General features: G+C 60.2%; 19 protein-coding genes. 13 read left to right on the forward strand and 6 right to left on the reverse strand.

The features are described from left to right. Positions 1-17: 17 nt before the first annotated feature. Positions 18-422 (reverse strand): globin domain-containing protein, encoded by a 405-nt coding sequence (locus tag ON753_RS08565; RefSeq protein ID WP_265962131.1) that lies wholly within the window; start codon positions 420-422, stop codon positions 18-20. Positions 423-674: 252 nt separating this feature from the next. On the opposite strand from ON753_RS08565, the gene ON753_RS08570 reads away from it, so the two are divergent. Both ON753_RS08570 and ON753_RS08575 read left to right on the forward strand, forming a co-directional pair. Continuing rightward, complete coding sequence (locus tag ON753_RS08570; protein WP_265962132.1) at positions 675-1,571, forward strand: YdcF family protein; 897 nt, start codon at positions 675-677, stop codon at positions 1,569-1,571. A 100-nt stretch (positions 1,572-1,671) separates the two neighbouring features. Then, positions 1,672-2,919 carry an adenylate/guanylate cyclase domain-containing protein gene (locus tag ON753_RS08575; protein WP_265962133.1) on the forward strand — a complete coding sequence of 416 codons (1,248 nt, stop codon included), beginning with the start codon at positions 1,672-1,674 and terminating at the stop codon, positions 2,917-2,919. On the opposite strand, the gene ON753_RS08580 is transcribed toward ON753_RS08575, so the two are convergent. Together ON753_RS08580 and ON753_RS08585 are read right to left on the reverse strand one after the other, a co-directional pair. Further along, positions 2,838-3,560: a DUF599 domain-containing protein gene (locus tag ON753_RS08580; protein WP_265962134.1), complete on the reverse strand. Its 723-nt coding sequence runs from the start codon at positions 3,558-3,560 to the stop codon at positions 2,838-2,840. The two genes, ON753_RS08575 and ON753_RS08580, sit on opposite strands and share 82 nt — an antisense overlap. Before the next feature lie 475 nt (positions 3,561-4,035). Next, positions 4,036-4,191 (reverse strand): hypothetical protein, encoded by a 156-nt coding sequence (locus ON753_RS08585; protein ID WP_265962135.1) that lies wholly within the window; start codon positions 4,189-4,191, stop codon positions 4,036-4,038. 68 nt (positions 4,192-4,259) lie between these two features. Between ON753_RS08585 and ON753_RS08590 the strand changes: the two genes are divergently transcribed. Beyond that, on the forward strand, positions 4,260-4,613 hold the full coding sequence (locus ON753_RS08590; RefSeq protein ID WP_265962136.1) for a hypothetical protein: 354 nt from the start codon (positions 4,260-4,262) through the stop codon (positions 4,611-4,613). A gap of 77 nt (positions 4,614-4,690) precedes the next feature. On the opposite strand, the gene ON753_RS08595 is transcribed toward ON753_RS08590, so the two are convergent. Beyond that, on the reverse strand, positions 4,691-5,575 hold the full coding sequence (locus ON753_RS08595; protein ID WP_265962137.1) for an NAD-dependent epimerase/dehydratase family protein: 885 nt from the start codon (positions 5,573-5,575) through the stop codon (positions 4,691-4,693). Between the two features lie 122 nt (positions 5,576-5,697). Between ON753_RS08595 and ON753_RS08600 the strand changes: the two genes are divergently transcribed. The 3 genes from ON753_RS08600 to ON753_RS08610 all read left to right on the forward strand — a co-directional run bounded on the left by ON753_RS08600 (position 5,698) and on the right by ON753_RS08610 (position 7,829). After that, on the forward strand, positions 5,698-6,132 hold the full coding sequence (locus ON753_RS08600; protein ID WP_265962138.1) for a DUF1489 family protein: 435 nt from the start codon (positions 5,698-5,700) through the stop codon (positions 6,130-6,132). A 101-nt stretch (positions 6,133-6,233) separates the two neighbouring features. Next, positions 6,234-6,974, forward strand: a complete 741-nt coding sequence (locus ON753_RS08605; protein ID WP_265962139.1) for a vWA domain-containing protein — start codon at positions 6,234-6,236, stop codon at positions 6,972-6,974. A 147-nt stretch (positions 6,975-7,121) separates the two neighbouring features. After that, the gene (locus ON753_RS08610; protein WP_265962140.1) at positions 7,122-7,829 is read left to right on the forward strand and encodes a DnaJ domain-containing protein; all 708 of its coding nucleotides are present in this window, start codon (positions 7,122-7,124) and stop codon (positions 7,827-7,829) included. A 16-nt stretch (positions 7,830-7,845) separates the two neighbouring features. On the opposite strand, the gene ON753_RS08615 is transcribed toward ON753_RS08610, so the two are convergent. Next, positions 7,846-9,378 (reverse strand): D-alanyl-D-alanine carboxypeptidase, encoded by a 1,533-nt coding sequence (locus ON753_RS08615; protein WP_377047346.1) that lies wholly within the window; start codon positions 9,376-9,378, stop codon positions 7,846-7,848. Between the two features lie 704 nt (positions 9,379-10,082). On the opposite strand from ON753_RS08615, the gene ON753_RS08620 reads away from it, so the two are divergent. The 7 genes from ON753_RS08620 (at position 10,083) to ON753_RS08650 (ending at position 16,360) form a co-directional block, all read left to right on the forward strand. Then, positions 10,083-10,415: a phasin family protein gene (locus ON753_RS08620; RefSeq protein ID WP_323054707.1), complete on the forward strand. Its 333-nt coding sequence runs from the start codon at positions 10,083-10,085 to the stop codon at positions 10,413-10,415. A gap of 400 nt (positions 10,416-10,815) precedes the next feature. Then, positions 10,816-11,148, forward strand: a complete 333-nt coding sequence (clpS, locus tag ON753_RS08625; RefSeq protein ID WP_265967102.1) for an ATP-dependent Clp protease adapter ClpS — start codon at positions 10,816-10,818, stop codon at positions 11,146-11,148. A gap of 12 nt (positions 11,149-11,160) precedes the next feature. After that, the gene (clpA, locus tag ON753_RS08630) at positions 11,161-13,605 is read left to right on the forward strand and encodes an ATP-dependent Clp protease ATP-binding subunit ClpA (RefSeq protein ID WP_265962141.1); all 2,445 of its coding nucleotides are present in this window, start codon (positions 11,161-11,163) and stop codon (positions 13,603-13,605) included. A 177-nt stretch (positions 13,606-13,782) separates the two neighbouring features. Next, entirely contained in the window at positions 13,783-14,487 is a 705-nt protein-coding gene (locus tag ON753_RS08635) for an SDR family oxidoreductase (protein ID WP_265962142.1), read from the forward strand. 92 nt (positions 14,488-14,579) lie between these two features. Then, positions 14,580-15,341 carry an AzlC family ABC transporter permease gene (locus ON753_RS08640; protein WP_265962143.1) on the forward strand — a complete coding sequence of 254 codons (762 nt, stop codon included), beginning with the start codon at positions 14,580-14,582 and terminating at the stop codon, positions 15,339-15,341. Beyond that, entirely contained in the window at positions 15,338-15,688 is a 351-nt protein-coding gene (locus ON753_RS08645; RefSeq protein WP_265962144.1) for an AzlD domain-containing protein, read from the forward strand. Before ON753_RS08640 ends, ON753_RS08645 begins: the two co-directional genes overlap by 4 nt. 21 nt (positions 15,689-15,709) lie before the next feature. Continuing rightward, entirely contained in the window at positions 15,710-16,360 is a 651-nt protein-coding gene (locus ON753_RS08650) for a glutathione S-transferase family protein (RefSeq protein WP_265962145.1), read from the forward strand. A gap of 17 nt (positions 16,361-16,377) precedes the next feature. Here the strand turns inward: ON753_RS08650 and ON753_RS08655 are convergent, their stop codons facing one another. After that, on the reverse strand, positions 16,378-16,806 hold the full coding sequence (locus ON753_RS08655; RefSeq protein ID WP_265962146.1) for an HIT family protein: 429 nt from the start codon (positions 16,804-16,806) through the stop codon (positions 16,378-16,380). Between the last annotated feature and the right edge of the window lie 128 nt (positions 16,807-16,934).

Here is a 16,934-nt window from a genome sequence, read left to right on the forward strand (position 1 = left end):
CGCTTGCCGCGGGGCGGCTATGCGCTCAGCACGTCCTGTTCGACCGAATAGACCAGCACAGGAGCGATTGGTTTCGGGTTGAGCACCCGCGGGCGGAGCTGTTCCATCAGATCGCGCAGTTCAGTCTCGTCGCGTTGGGCCGCGCGCCCGTCGAAAAGCACGGCGACCAGGTGATCGACGAAGCGTTGGTAGGTGTCCGCACTGGAACACAGCGGCGACAGCAGCCTGGAAACCGGCTCACCGTCATAGAACGGAGCCCCGCCGCACAGAAAGATCAGGAATTCGCTCAGGTCGTCGGAACGGGCGAATCCGTGGCGGAGCCGGCCGAGATCGAAACAAGGATCCTCCTCCAGACGCGCCTGCAGACGAGGCATGGCCTGCATGATCGTCTTGCGCCCGCCAAGTTTCATGTAAAGTGTCATCTGGCTATCCTAGATTTCCGTGGAAACGCCCATACAACGTGACGCAGTCCGGCCGCGGGGCCTGTGACGTCGATCACGATTATTGCATTTGTAAAACTGGCAATGGTAATCCTCAGGCCGAACAACCTGCCTTCCACGTTCGGCGGCGAGTCGGGTGCGCAGCAGAACGCATGCTACGTACGCCAAGCATTTTACAGGACGATAACAGCAGTTCGCAGCGCCGGAACACGTAGCGGTTTAATCTGATCGCAAGTGGTTGAAACCCAGAAGACCGAAATCCGGCCCAAGCGCAGGGTCGTGACGACGGCACCCCTAATGGTCCTGACCGACGGTAGTCTGATGTTTTTCTATCTCGCCAAGCTTGGCTACTTTTTCATCCAGCCTTCCAACTTTCTGATTGCGATGGTGCTTTTCGGGCTGATGGTCAGCGCACGCGCCAAGTGGCGCGGCAGAGGCTGTCTGATGGCCTGGACAGGCATCGCGGGCCTGGCATTCTGCGGATTCTCACCGGCGGCAAACTGGCTGATTCTCCCGCTGGAGGAGCGGTTTCCGCGGCCCGCCGAATTGAGCGGCTATGACGGGATCATCGTCCTGGGCGGTGCCGTCGACACGATCGTCACCGGCGGGCGGGGCGACACTGCCCTGACGACGTCCGGCGAGCGCATCACGATCACCGCGCGCCTTGCCGCACAGCTGCCCGAGACAAAGGTCATTCACAGCGGCGGGCAGGGCGTGATCGTCAGTGCCCAGGCGACGGAGGCCGAAGGCGCAGCCCGGCTGTTTGAGGATTTCGGGATTTCACCCGATCGGGTGATCCTGGAGGATGTCTCGCGAAACACCTGGCAGAATGCCGTCTTGACGAAGAAGCTCGTCGACCCTCAGCCGGGACAGACCTGGCTTCTGGTCACCTCTGCCTATCACATGCCCCGCTCCATGGGCGTTTTTGAACAGGCGGGCTGGACCGGGATAACGGCTTATCCGGTCGACTACCGCACGCGCGGGGAGGAAGACCGGACGCTCGGCTTCAGCGGCGCCTCCAAGGGGCTTCGCCGTTTCGACGTCGCATTCAGGGAATGGGTCGGACTGGCGGCCTACCGGCTGAGCGGGCGTAGCACCGCATTCTTTCCGGCGCCCGAAGCGGGAAACTGACTTCTACCGGATGGCGTGAATTCAAACACTGCCTCTTTTACTGAGGACCGCAGTGCACCATATACTGTCGGTCTTGGAGATTTTGAAAGGACGCGGGCAAATGGTCCTCGAAGCGCCGCTTGTTGCGGCAGACATCGTTCAGTGGCTCTACAGCGATGCTTCCCAACTGAAGGATACCCTGGAGATCGTCAGCGAGTTGGGCACCCGTCTGCGCGACGGCAATGTGCCGGTGGACCGCGTCACGACGGGGATCTGGGTAGTTCATCCCAATGTGCGCGCGGAAGCCGCAATCTGGAACAGCGGCGGGACGAAGGAACTCAGGCTCTACACCGCCGAAAACAGTTCGGATGACGATTATGCCGCCAGCCCGATCAAGCGTGTCCACGACACGCTTCAGCCGGTCCGCATAGAGATCGAAAAAAATCCGGCAAAGGCCGCCGAGTTTCCGATCACGATCGAGCTCGGTGCCGAGGGCTATACCGATTACATCGCATTGCCGATGCCGTTTTCCGACGGTTCGGTGAAGGTCGCCTCGTTCGCGACCAAAGCCGCAGGCGGATTTACCAGGACCCACCTCAGTGTGTTCGATTCCCTGATCCGGCCGCTTGCGCTGGTCTGCGAGTTGAAGACGCTGCGCCGGACGGCGGAGACGGTCCTGAACACTTATGTCGGTCCGCGGGCCGGGCTGAAAGTGCTCGACGGCACCACCCGCCGCGGAGAAGGGGAGTGGATCAAGGCCGTGGTCAGCTTCGCCGATATCCGCGGGTTCACACGTCTTTCCAACACGATTCCGGCGGACAAGATCGTTCATTTCCTGAACAGGTATTTCGGCGCCATGACGGCTGCAGTGGAAGCCCACGGCGGCGAAGTGCTGAAGTTCATCGGCGATGAGGTCATGGCGATCTTTCCCTACGAAACGGAGGAAGAGGCCAGGGACGCCGCTCTTCGGGCCCTGATGGCCGCGCGCGACACCATGAAGCGGATCGAGGCGATCAACGCTTGCAACACATGCGCAATGACACCGGATCTGAGCGTCGGGATAGCGCTTCACGCCGGCGACGTGTTCTACGGCAACGTCGGCAGTGAGACCCGCCTCGACTTCACCGTCGTCGGCCCCGCGGTCAACCTGGCGGCACGGATTGCAGAACTTGCAAAGGACCTGAAGCGCCAGGTTCTGGTCTCCGATGCGCTGGCCGGTGTCATGGGATGCCGTTCCGGCCTCTACGGTCGCTACCGGGTGAAAGGTTTCGACGAGCCGGTTTCGGTCTATTCTCCCGACCTGACGGCCGGTCCCGAGATCGGATACTGCCCCGATAGCACCACCTTGCGCGCACGCGAACTGAACTGACGGCGGACAAGCACCACGAGAACCGCCAGGGTTGTGCCGGCGAAGACATAAGGGCCGGCAAACCAGCCCAGAAAGCCGATGGCGAAGAAGAACGCGCGCTGGCCGCGGTTGAAATGGCGGCCGGCGAGCACATTGAGTTCTCCGGCCTGAAGCGCCATTTTCCGGATGTCTCCGCCCGACGACGTCTCCCATTCGGGTACGGCGCCCATGATGATGCTTGAATAGTTGAACAGCCTGTAGGCCCATCCAAACTTGAAGAAGGCATAGGCGAAGATCGTCATGAGGCCGAGCACCTTGATTTCCCAAAGAGCGCGGCTCTGGGCAACCGGGATGGAGAGATCGCCGGCCACCTGAACGATCCGCTCCGTCGCATCCAGCAACGCAAAGCAGCCGCCGATCGCCAGCAGGGCGGTGGAGGCGAAAAAAGCGGTTCCCTGCTGAAGGCCCGACATGATGGCCGTGTCCATGATCCGCACTTCCCGCGTGCACATGGCGACCATCCATCCGTGCCGGTACCGGTCCATGGCGCTTGACAGGGTCTTCTTGCGCAAGGGACTGACATCAATCAGCAAATTGAAGCCGAACCACGCGACAAGGAACCAGGCGGCAGCGGCCAGGTCCAATTGCGAAAGAGCGTGCATCGCGAACCTTTCAGGCGGTCAACAAAGGGGCCGAATCCGGCTGTCCAAAGTCTTAGCAGAGTTTTCCGCACGCCTGCAAAAATCACGATGCTTGCCCGTAACCCGTTGAAAAACGGCCTGGAAAGGAGGTCTGCATTTTGGGCAGAGCTGGTACGCTTTTTTTGCGCTTGCGAAACGGTAAGGGATCGTTTACCTCCTCGCCGTAATGGCGCCACAATCGAGTTCGCAGGGGCCGATGCCACATAACCAGGGTGTAGGGTTTTAATGGACGAAAACGTGCAGAAATCTTGTTGGAGCGTCACTCTTTGGACTGTCGCTGCAGTGGGCATCGCATTGGCGATGGTTCTTCTGTTCAACGACGTTGAAGGTGCACAACAAGCCGTCGCCGCTTCCAAGTAAGGTCGCAGGACGCATTTCAGAACAAAGGCGCAGCGAGAGGCTGCGCCTTTTGTTTTTTCAGGCCCGGCCGGACACCTTATCTGGATGTATTGCCGGAGCTGGCCGAGACCTGTGGTCTGTTCGCCGGTCCGAACACCTGACGGAACTCCATTTGCCGGACCACGGTCTTGTCCTGCGGATGGCTGATCAGGAACCCCGTATAGGCGCCGGTGCCGAGCGGCAGCAGAACCATCTGAACGGAACCGGACCCGGGCCAGATGAGCTCCGCCCCCAGGCAGGAATCTCATCGGGGGCCTTTCCGTGATTGAGGGCCTGGATATCGCGGCTGTGGAGCAGCGGCGTGTCCTCGGCGTTCCATTGCAGCGACGCAAGGCCGTTCTCCAGCAAGAACAGGCGGATTGTCGAACCGTCGATTTCAACGATCAGGCTGTCCGCATCCCGGCTGATCCTGGCAGCGCCCACATCCCGGTCGGTTGCAAGCGGCAGCCGGTTGCCGTCCTCCTGGACAAATCCGGCCGAATTGATCACCTGGAACTCGCCCACCGGCAACCTGTTCCCAGCCTGAAGAGGCATGGAAAGGAAGACAAGGGCAAGGAAGGTTGCAAGTGTTCTTATCGGCATTGGCGCAGCTATTCGTTTGAACTGCGCCAATGATAAACTAAGAAAACTTTAGAAAGTCTTCGCCGCGTGCCGGAATGTCTGTGCCTTCCGCCGATCCTGATGACTTTCAGCTATCTTGACAGCGCGACAACCAGATCTTCGATTGTTGAATGCTCGGGCTGCCACCCTGCCGCGCGCTGCGCATGGGTGACGTCGACGTTTTGGGACAGAGCATAGCCCGCCTTCCAGTCGGTATCCGGGTCGGCATCCTCGGGCGCTGGCTGCGTTCTTATATCCAGCGGCAGGCCGTGCCGGGCGGAGATGTGCGAGGCCAGGTGTCCGACCGAGATGCCGGGAATGCAGCTTGCAATGAGCGACAGCCGGAAACGGGCCTGCTTGAGGACCTGCGCATAAAGAGCGGCAAGGTCACCCACCTCCACCAGGGGCCACAACGTGTCGGCAGTCGCGCGGGTTTCGAAAGTGATCCCTTCCTTGAGCGCCCTGGTCATGTCCGCGATTGGGCCGAATTGCCGGCTGCAGACCAGGGCCGGGTGGATCACTGCCAGATTGAGGTCCGTTCCGTGGGACAGGGTGCGGATGGTTTCTGTCATGAACCGGAAGGCGGGGAGGGGCGAGAAGGAGGTCTTTTCCGTGATGACCTTGTCGCGCGCCGCGGCAGGATAGAGCCAGATGCCGCCGGTATAGATGACCTTCAGGGGTTGCTTGCGATGCCTGGCGGCCTGTTTCAGCGCGATCATGGACTGCCGGTCGACACGGCCCATGTCGTTGGAGAAGGTTGCTCCCATATGGACGACCGCATCGCACGATGCCGCGCGGCCGACCCAGCTTTCCGGGCTGCGAAGATCGCCCGGGTAGGCGCTGACACCCGACGCCCTGAGCTTTTCCGCTGCCACGTCGGAACGGGCCAGGCCTATGACCCTGACACCGTCGCTTTTCAGCCTTTTCACCACGGCGGCGCCGATGTCGCCGGTGCCGCCCGTTACAAACACGTCCATAGGCAGAGAGAACTCCTTTCGCTGGTGCCGTGCAAGGCCAAGCAGGCCGCCCTTGTGCAAAATCCACTGCTGCGTTGTGCGGCGAACTTGACCTCTCCGGCAGGCCTGTTAGGTGAAAGGTCATGACCTTGCATCTGCTAAAGCTGTGTGTGGGCGCCGACAGCGCCGAGTCCCTGCAGGCCTGGATCGATTTTCGCGTGGAACAGGCCCGTGCCGCGGGCCTTCCCGAGCAGACGACCCACACCACGCGCATGGTGCCGACCCGCAAGGACGAACTGCTGGACGGCGGTTCACTCTACTGGGTGATCAAGGGCAAGATTCAGGCGCGCCAGCACCTCATCGACATCCGGCCGTTCACGGACGATGCAGGGATCAAGCGTTGCGATCTGGTTCTCGAGCCGCGATTGATCCTCACCCAGTATCAGCCGAAGCGGCCGTTCCAGGGCTGGCGGTACCTGAAAGCGGCGGATGCACCGGGTGATCTGCGGCTCTCGGGCGATTCTTCGGCAATTTCGGATGCCATGCGCCGTGACCTGACGGAGCTCTGCCTGCTTTGAAGGGGCCCGGCCTGCTGGCGCGGGCAATGCGGTCGAACTTGCCAAACCGCGCTGCCGGACCCAATTTGAATATTGGATCAGGGCATGAAGGACCGGCTGGAATGGCAAAAACCCGAAATGACGCGAAAGAGGCGCTGGTCCGCCAAGGGGCCGACGTTCCCTCGGCCGCGTCCGAGATCTCGGAATTTCTGCAAAAGGCCGGCGAAATCGAACCGCAAGCCGGAAGTGACGGACGGCTGATCTTCGCACTCGATGCGACCATGAGCCGCCAGCCCACATGGGACCGGGCCTGTCAGATTCAGGGGGAGATGTTCCGGGAGGCCGGCAATGTGGGCGGGGTGAAAATCAAACTAGTCTATTTTCGTGGTTTTGGAGAGTGCAGGGCCTCCCGTTGGTTTGAAAGCGGGGAAGCCCTGGCCCAGGCGATGAGCCGGATTACCTGCCAGGGTGGACACACGCAGATCCGCAAGGTGCTCTCCGCAGCCCTGTCGGCGGCTCAGAAGGAAAAGATTGCGGCCCTGGTCTATGTGGGCGACTGCATGGAGGAGGACGTCGACCTGCTGTGTGACCGGGCAGGACAACTGGGATTGCTCGGCGTTCCCATGTTCCTGTTTCAGGAAGGTCGCGACAGTGTGGCCGAGCGGGCGTTCCGGGAAATGGCACGGCTGACCAACGGGGCCTATTGCCCATTCGATTCCGGTTCAGCCCAGCAGCTTGCGGAGCTCCTGAAGGCCGTTGCCGTGTTTGCCAGCGGGGGCCGCAAGGCACTGCAGGCCCTGGAGAAGCGGGGTGGGCAGGGTGCGCGGCTGCTCTTGCAACAGCTTGGAACGAAAGGCAATTGACATGGTTCGTTCCACCCGGGCTCCGTGTCTGCCGGCACGGCAGACGGCGCGGCTTGACCCCTGCGCCAAAGTGCGCTGTGTAACAGAGCTTGCCGAGAGGGCTGCATTCCGCCGTCGCTCCAAGTCACATCGCATCAGATCCGCCACATGATCTACCTGCTCATCGGACTCATCCTGCTCGTTGCTCTGCTTACCGCGGGACGGAGCTTCGTGCAGGCGAATCCGGCCAAGCTGGCACAGAATATCCGGATCTTTGGCGGGATCTTCCTGATTGCCCTTGCGGCGCTGTTTGCTTTTGCGGGGAGGGTGGTTTTCGCCATTCCGCTATTCGGGCTCGGACTGTCGCTCCTCGGCCTGTCAGGCCTTCGAGGGCTGTCGGGCGGCTACAATCCGAAAAAGGCTACCGGGCAGAGATCTCGCGTGCGTACGGCGATGGTCGAAATGGAGCTGGATCATGATACCGGCGTCATGACCGGTACCATACTGGCGGGCGGCTATCAGGGCTGCAGCCTGGATGACCTGAGTGACGAGGAGCTGCACACGTTCTGGCGCGAAACGGCACAGGACCCTCAAAGTCAGAAACTAGTCGAAGCTTATCTCGACCGCCGGCTTGCCGCCTGGCGAGAACACTTCGAGGCGGATGGAGCAGAGGGGCAGGGAAGCGCGGCGAGCTCGGGCCCCATGACAAATGAGGAGGCCTACCAGATCCTGGGGCTTTCTCCCGATGCCGGGGACGCGGAAATTCGCGCCGCCCACCGCCGGCTTATGATGCGGGTTCATCCCGACCAGGGAGGATCCGGTTTCCTCGCGGCGAAAATCAACGAGGCTAAAGACACGCTTCTCAGAAGACATTGACGGCATCCGTACGCGGTTACTGATAGATGGCGAAGCAGGCGTATTTGGCCTTTTTCAGGGTTTTGCATGCGTTCCACGCTGCCGTCTTGGTTTCAAAGCCGACGAAGCGGGCACGGTAGAGGGTCTGTCCGTCGGTTTCGACGGGTTCTGTGTAGGGCGAGCGGCCGCGCAGGGCTGCGCCGGTTTTGGCCTTGGCGTTTTTCAGCATCGTGATCGCCTGGCCTTCCGATTCCGTTGCCGCAATCTGCACCTGCCAGCCCGGTTCGATGTCGCGGGTGTCGCTGGTGGCGACCGTGACGGTATCCCCGTCCGTGTCGTCTGCAGCGTCGCCCTGCGCAACCACGGCGCTGACTGTCTCGACCGGCGTCGCGTCGACGGGAACGGTTTCCACGCTGCGCGATCCGGCAGGCTCCGCTGCGGCGGATGCAACCTGGGTGGCGCCGCCGCCAGCGGTTTGTTCACGGGCTGCCTCCAGCAATGCGGTCCTGGAGATCGAATTGGTCGTGAAGGAGTCGTCAGGGTTTTCCGGCGGGATCGGCGGCAGCGTCGTGGCGACGGCAAATGTGCTGTCGAAGCGTTGCTTCACAATCTTCGGCGGAATGGGAACGGAGTCGAAGCCGGGAACCGGTTCGGGAGACGGCATGGGAACCGCCTCGGCTTTCGCAGGCGCGGTAAAGGCCAGAACCATCGGTGCACCAGCCGCCGGTTCGCTGCCCGGTTTTGCCGCCGGCAAGGGCGGGTTCTCGAGCTTGGCGGCGACAAAACGGGGCTCGACATTGCGCAGGGCGATTGCCGGTGCCGTTTTCGGTCCCGGGCTGGCCTTGGGAAGGTACTCGCCGATGAGTTTGGTCATCCAGGCATTGCGGGATGCGCCGGTTCTTCCGCCCATCACCACGGCCACGATGTAGCGGCCGTCACGCTTGACCGACGTCACCAGGTTGTAGCCCGAAGCGTTGATGTAACCGGTCTTGATGCCGTCAACGCCTTCCACCCGGCCCAGCAGCCTGTTGTGGTTGCCGTACCTGCGGCCCTTGTAGGTGTAGGAACGGGTTTTGAAATAGCCGTAATGCTGCGGAAAACGCTCCTGGATGGCGCGGCCGAGAGTGGCCATGTCGCGCGCGGTGGTCCGCTGGCGGGAATTCGGCAGGCCGTGCGGGTTCCGGAACGTGGTCTTGCTCATGCCGAGCTGACGCGCGGTGCGGGTCATGCGTTCGGCAAACTTTGATTCCGAACCTTCGATGTTTTCCGCGACGACCGTGGCAACGTCATTGGCCGACTTCGTCACCAGCGCAAGGATTGCGTCCTTGACCTTGATGGTGGTGCCCGTCTTCAGTCCGAGCTTTGACGGCGGGCGGCCCGACGCGTAGTTGGAAACCTTCAACCGGGAGTCCAACGAAAGGCGTCCGGCCTCAAGCTCCTCGAAGACCACGTAAAGCGTCATGATCTTTGTGAGCGAGGCCGGGTAGCGGTACTCGTCCGCGGATGAGGAGTAGAGCGTCTTGCCGGTCTTGGCGTCAACGACAATGCCCGCATATTTGGAGTTCGCCAATGCACTCGCCGGCGCACCCAGCAGGAGGAGGCTGAGGGTCAGGATCTTTCCTGTGCGGGCAACTGCCCGAATGCTACTAAGAAAACGTATGCCAAACACGGTTACTATCCCATTCCGGGTCAGGTGGTTGGTGTCTGGAGCTGCGCGGGTTGGATCTGAACCCCCGTGCGATACATTCCGCCGCTCCGTCAATCTCAGGGATATTTGATGGAAACACGGTTACGAATGTGTAAATAGATGACCCAAAAAACACTTAAAAAAATAGAATTTTATCAGGGTTAATCCTTGGTTAATTTGCGGGTCTATGTATTCATTGAAAGTTTCTGTGTAATTACATTTGATTTTTGCTATAGTAATTGTTAAATTCTGCAAAATTATAGCCATAAGTTAAATTCCATCTGATGGTCTTGCAGAAGTGTCCTGTGAACCCGGAAGTATTTGCTTTCTGCATTGTGTCATTGTATTTCGCGCAGTGGTGGTGGAGGCGCGGATCTTCAACGGCCTACCGAATTTCGCCTTTAGATAGCGACGCTGTCTCAGGGATACGTAGTTTCGCGTAAGGGTTGTTATTGCACTGCAAAAGAATGTTGACATCGATTGTGCAGTGCATTATAAAACTCCCGTTAGGTAACGCGATGCGTGCCCGGCAGTCTATTGGGCCGTTGCATGGGCTCTAGGGCCGGTCCGCCGATGAGGGCAGTTAGATGATGAACAATTTCGACGAAATCCAGAAACTCAGCAAAGACAACATGGAACTGGCGATGGAAACCATGGGATCCGTGAGCAAGGGTTTCCAGGCAATCGCCGCCGAGGTTGCCGACTACCAGAAAAAGTCCTTCGAAGAAGGTGCTGCTGCAGTTGAGAAACTGGTCTCCACCAAATCTCCGGACAAGGCATTCGAAGCGCAGGCCGACTACATGAAAACCACTTATGAGGGTTTTGTCGGCGAAATGACGAAGCTTGGTGAAATGTTCACCGACCTGTCCAAGGACGCTTACAAGCCTTACGAAAGCATGTTCGGCAAAATGACGAAGTGATCGTCATCCAGAGCTGCCGAAGGCGACGGAATTGGAACCCGGCTCATTTGAGTCGGGTTTTTTCGTATATGCACAGTTTTGCCGATTTCGTGACAGTTTGCCCCGGCCTTTCGCGGCCATGCCGGAATTGCGATACCTTCCCATCTTTTAATCGCTTTTGAGTAACCTACATTCAGATTTGACGGGGCTGCGCATCTGTGAAATGCGCTGTTTACCGATATGTTGATGAAATCGACCATTGCGCGAGAGCGGCTTGCGCGGCAGGATTACCGGCGAAGCACATGGATCGGCGGCGCGAGGCCAGCGCTGCGGATGAAACTCCGGACCAGCACTGTTCGTTTGCCTGTGGCTGGAGTGAAAACTGAGGATGGCCGGACTGATAGAGGTAGTAGAAGCGGAAATGTCGGCGGGTTCTGATTATGGCGATGACGGTGGCGACACCGGAGCGGTTGTTGTCACCCGGACAAAGACGGTTACCAAGCGGCCCAATCTCTATCGTGTGCTGCTTTTGAACGATGATTACACTCCTATGGAGTTCGTCATCCATGTCGTGGAGAACTTCTTCCAGAAGAACCGCGAAGAGGCGACACGCATCATGTTGCACGTTCACCATCACGGCGTCGGGGAATGCGGAATATATTCCTACGAAGTCGCGGAAACCAAAGTGACCCAGGTGATGGATTTTGCGCGTAAGCATCAGCATCCTCTGCAATGCGTCATGGAAAAAAAGTGAGGACAAACGCACGTGCCTTCCTTCTCACGAAGTCTTGAAAAAGCCCTCCACCAGGCCTTGGCGCTCGCGAATGAGCGCCAGCAGGAGTACGCGACGCTTGAGCATCTTCTTCTGGCTCTGCTGGACGATCAGGATGCGGCCGCCGTTATGCGAGCCTGCAACGTCGACTTGGATATGATCCGCCGGAATCTCCTGGAATACATCGAGACCGAACTGGACAATCTGGTCACCGACAGCGACGAAGATTCCAAGCCAACCGCCGGATTCCAGCGTGTGATCCAGCGGGCGGTGATCCATGTCCAGTCGTCCGGACGCGAAGAGGTGACCGGAGCCAATGTGCTCGTTGCGATCTTTGCCGAGCGTGAAAGTCATGCAGCCTATTTCCTGCAGGACCAGGACATGACCCGCTACGACGCGGTGAACTACATTTCGCACGGCATCGCGAAGCGCCCGGGCATGTCCGAGGCCCGTCCGGTGGACGGGACGGACGAGGAGGATATCCTGCCGGGGGCTGAAACGGAGAAAAAGGCCAACCAGAAGACGGACGCCCTGGAAGCTTACTGCGTCAATCTCAACGAGAAGGCCCTGAGCGGCAAGATCGACCCGCTGATCGGCCGGGACAGCGAGATCCAGCGCACGATCCAGATCCTCTGCCGCCGTTCGAAGAACAATCCGCTTTTCGTCGGCGATCCCGGCGTCGGCAAGACGGCGATCGCCGAAGGCCTTGCGCATCGCATCGTCAACGAAGATGTGCCGGACGTCCTGAAGGACGCGACCATCTTCTCTCTGGATATGGGAGCGCTTCTGGCCGGCACGCGCTATCGCGGCGACTTCGAAGAGCGCCTGAAACAGGTGGTCAAGGAAGTCGAGGACTATCCCGGCGCGGTGATGTTCATCGACGAAATCCACACGGTGATCGGCGCGGGGGCGACCTCCGGCGGGGCGATGGATGCGTCCAACCTGCTCAAGCCGGCGCTGGCGTCCGGCACGATCCGTTGCATCGGCTCGACGACCTACAAGGAATACCGCCAGTTCTTCGAGAAGGACCGGGCGCTCGTGCGGCGCTTCCAGAAGATCGACGTCAACGAGCCGTCCATCCCGGATGCGATCGATATCCTGAAAGGCCTGAAGCCCTATTTCGAGGCGTTCCACAAGGTTCGCTACACCAACGACGCCATAAAGACGGCGGTGGAACTGTCGGCGAAATACATCTCCGACAGGAAACTGCCGGACAAGGCGATCGATGTTCTGGACGAGACCGGAGCCTCGCAGATGCTGGTTCCCGAAGGCCGGCGCCGGAAGACCATCGGCGTGAAGGAAATCGAACATACCATTGCCACCATGGCGCGGATCCCGCCGAAATCCGTTTCCAAGGACGATGCGGAGGTGCTGGAGAACCTGGGCAAGGACCTGAAGCGGGTCGTCTATGGCCAGGACGAGGCCATCGAGACGCTGGCCTCCGCCATTAAGCTCGCCCGCGCGGGCCTGCGCGAACCGGACAAGCCGATCGGCAGCTATCTGTTCTCGGGCCCGACCGGCGTCGGCAAGACCGAGGTCGCACGTCAGCTGGCGTCGTCCATGGGCGTGGAACTGATTCGCTTCGACATGTCGGAATACATGGAGCGTCATACGGTGTCCCGCCTGATCGGCGCGCCTCCGGGCTATGTCGGCTTTGATCAGGGCGGCCTTCTGACCGATGGCGTCGACCAGCATCCGCACTGCGTGCTGCTGCTCGATGAGATCGAGAAGGCCCATCCGGACCTGTTCAACATCCTGCTGCAGGTGATGGACCACGGCAAGCTGACCGACCACAACGGCAAGCAGGTCGACTTCCGCAATGTCATCCTGATCATGACCACGAATGCGGGCGCGGCGGACATGGCGAAAATGCCGGTCGGCTTCAACCGCGTAAAGCGGGAAGGCGACGACGCGGAGGCAATCAACAAGCTGTTTACGCCAGAATTCCGCAACCGTCTCGATGCGGTCATTCCGTTCGGCAGTCTGCCGATGGAAGTGGTCCACAAGGTGGTCGAGAAGTTCGTCATGCAGCTTGAAGTGCAACTGGCGGATCGCGGCGTCACCTTCGAGCTTACCGATGACGCGGTCAAATGGCTGGCGGACAAGGGATACGACAGTCAGATGGGCGCCCGCCCGCTTGGCCGGATCATTCAGGAACACATCAAGCGGCCACTTGCCGATGAGGTTCTGTTCGGCAAGCTGAAGAAGGGTGGGATGGTCAAGGTGTCCGTCTCCGAGGACGGCAAGGGCCTGTTGCTCGAAAGCATCGAGGAGCGGGCAATGCCGCCCAGGAAACCCAAGGCGGAGAGCAAGCCGAAGCAGAAGCGCAGGCGCAAACCGGCAGCCAAGCCGGCGGCTTCCAAGGACACCAAGCCGTCTCCCGGAAAGGGCGGTTCGCCCAAGAAGAGCCTGGTGCCCAAAGTGCCTCTGGCCGACTGAGCCGCGTTCAATACATCGAAAAGCCCCGGTTCGTCCGGGGCTTTTTGTTTTTGGGCACGTCGTGCAGCCGTTGCATTCCGGTTCCTGATCAAACTCATTCAGCAAAATCATTTGTCGTGCGGTTCACCGGTTTCTAGCTTGTGTCGACCGTCAGCGATGACTGCAAGGAGAGGTGGAATGAAGGAAAACAGAGTTGCGCTGATCACGGCGGGCGGTTCGGGAATGGGGGCGGAAGCGGCTCGGCGGCTGGCAGCCGACGGATTCCGGGTTGCGATCCTGTCATCGTCGGGAAAGGGCGAAGCCCTGGCGCGGGAACTTGGCGGAATCGGCCATACGGGGTCCAACCTGAAACCTGAGGACCTGACGTCTTTTGTTCAAAAGTCCATGGATGCATTTGGCCGGATTGATGTTTTAATCAATTCGGCAGGGCATGGGCCCAAGGGTGATATTCTCGGTATCACCGACGAGGACTGGCATCAGGGAATGGACGTCTATCTGATGAACGTCATCCGTCCGAGCCGGCTGGTGGCGCCTGTCATGGTGGAACAGGGTGGCGGCACCATTGTCAACATCTCGACCTTTGCCACATTTGAGCCGGACCCGATGTTTCCGACCTCCGGTGTGTTCCGTGCAGCGCTCGCCAGCTTCACCAAGCTTTTTGCCGACAAATATGCCCCCAGCAACGTGCGCATGAACAACATTCTGCCGGGGTTCATCGACAGCATCGCTGAAAAGCAGGATCGTCTCGCGCGCATTCCCATGGGCCGCTATGGAAGGTCTGACGAGGTGTCGAGTCTTGTTTCCTTTCTGGCAAGCGACGAGGCGGCCTATATCACCGGACAGAACATTCGCATCGACGGCGGCTTGACGCGATCGGTGTAAGGAGGGGTTCGATCTTTGCACTGGTTGCACTGGACAGATTTTCCGGTGAAAGATAAGGCTACCTTACTAATAAGAGCTCCCGAGTTCGTTCCATGACTGTTCCAGAACGGCCCGCACATCCGTCCACGTCTGCAGCGCCAACAGTGTCCGGCAAGGTCTGGATGCTGCGTGGTGCGCGCTCTGCCGTGTCGATTCCCGCCTTTATCCTGACCGCCGCATTCGTCGGTTATGCAAGCCTGGCGCGGGAGACCGGGCTGACGATCTACGAGACCCTGGCGATGACCGGGTTCATCTGGGCGCTGCCGTCGGTCGTGGTTCTGACCGGCGCGCTTTCCTCAGGGATGGGACTGATCCCGGCGGCGATCGCCGTCGCGCTTGCGTCCGTGCGCCTGATGCCGATGACGATGGCGCTGATGCCGCTGGTCAAGGTGCCCGGCAAGACCAGGAACTGGCAGTTGCTGATCGCCTCGCATTTTGTCGCTGTGACCGCATGGGTGTATGCGATGAAGCACCTGCCGGACCTGCCGAAGGAGGGACGGCTGCCGTTCTTCGTCGGCTTCGGCGGCGCCGTGTCGAGTTTCGTCTTCTGCATGACGGGCATTGCCTATCTCCTGGTCGAGCGGATGCCGGACATGGTGGCGGGGGCGTTGTTCCTGCTGACGCCGATCTATTTCCTGTGCTCCCTCTGGGGCGCCTCCAGGCTGAATGCGGACAGGGTTGCCATGCTTGCGGGGCTGGTGTTCGGCCCGTTGTTCTTTGTCTACCTGCCGGGCCTTGATCTGCTGTGGACCGGTCTTGCGGGCGGTACGCTGGCTTATGCCGGCACACGGGTTGCCCGCAGGGGACTGTCATGACCGGAACCTGGTGGTGGCCGTTCGTGATGATCCTCGTGGCGGGATGGCTGGCGACGGATGTCTGGCGCTGGCTTGGCGTCTTTGCGGGTGGAAAACTGCGTGAAGACGGTGAATTGCTCATCTGGGTGCGCTGCGTTGCCACCGCTCTGGTGGCGGGCGTGATTTCCAAGCTGATCCTGTTTCCGCAAGGGGTGCTGGCCGAAACACCTCTGTGGCTGCGCCTGGCCGCGACCGGCTTCGGATTTGCCGCCTTTTTCGCGTCGCGGCAGCGGGTCTTCGTCGGTGTGCTGGCAGCGGAAGCATTTTTGCTGTGCGGCTGGCTGGCGTTTGATAGGCTTGGCTGGTGACTGACTGAAGGAGGAGCAGGAATGGCGGATCAGGTGGAACTCTTTTATGCGCCGCAAACCCGTGCGACGGGTGTTCGCGTACTTCTGGAGGAACTGGATGCGCCCTACAAGCTGAATGTGCTGAACTTCAAGCTCGGTGAAAACCGGAAACCGGACTATCTGGCGATCAATCCCGCAGGAAAGGTGCCGGCTCTGCGTCATGGAGATGCGGTTATCACCGAACAGGTCGCAATCTACGTCTATCTGGCCGATCTGTTTCCCGAAAAGGGCCTGGCACCTGCACTGGACGACCCGCGCCGCGGGCCGTATCTGCGCTGGTTCGTGCACATGGCGTCCTGCTTCGAGCCGGCCCTGATCGACCGCGCCCTGCAACGGGAAGAGGCGCCGCATTCCATATCAGCCTATGGCAGTTTCGATACGGTGATCGAGAACATGCGCGCACAGCTTTCCAAGGGTCCTTACGTGCTCGGCGACCGGATGACCGCGGTCGACGTCCTGTGGGGCATGGGTCTCAGGTGGGGTATGATGTTCGGCATCGTGCCGGAACTGGACGAGTTCAAAGCCTATACGGACCGGTTTTACGAGCGTCCTGCCGTGCGAAACGTGATACAGGACGACCAGCGCCTGGCGGTCGAGCAGGCGGACGCCGCAGAGCGGGCCGGCGTGGCGTGAGGAAACCGGCCGCGCATTTATGAGAGCGCGGCCCGGATCTTGTCCGCCTGTGACGCCAGCAGTTCATTGTCCGCCATCTCGCCCGTGTGGGGTTTCAGCGGAACGCCTTCAAAGCGCGGGATGACGTGAACGTGGGTGTGGAACACCACCTGACCGCCCGCGGGCTCGGAAAACTGCTGGACGGTCAGCCCATCGGCGTCGAACGCCTTGATGACCGTGGCGCCCATCTTCTGGACCGTTGCCATCACCGCATTGAGGTCTTCCGTGGCAATGTCGAGAATATTGCGGGACGGCGCCTTCGGGATCACCAGGACATGGCCGTCGCCACGCGGCATGATGTCCATGATTGCCACCGTCTTCTCGTCTTCGTAGAGTTTGTGGCTCGGCAGTTCCGCGCGCAGGATCCTGGCAAAGACGTTCTGGTCGTCATAGGCGGGTGTGGACATATCGGAGCTTCCCTCATTCCGGAGTTTGGGTCGGCCAGCTTGCGCTGTTTGCGCGAGACTATGCGCAGAAGCCCCGTATGGACAAGGTGTGAATTGGTTCGGGCCGCACCCTCGCGAACGGGATGCGG

This window comes from Roseibium salinum (assembly GCF_026240905.1).
Classification (GTDB): domain Bacteria; phylum Pseudomonadota; class Alphaproteobacteria; order Rhizobiales; family Stappiaceae; genus Roseibium; species Roseibium salinum.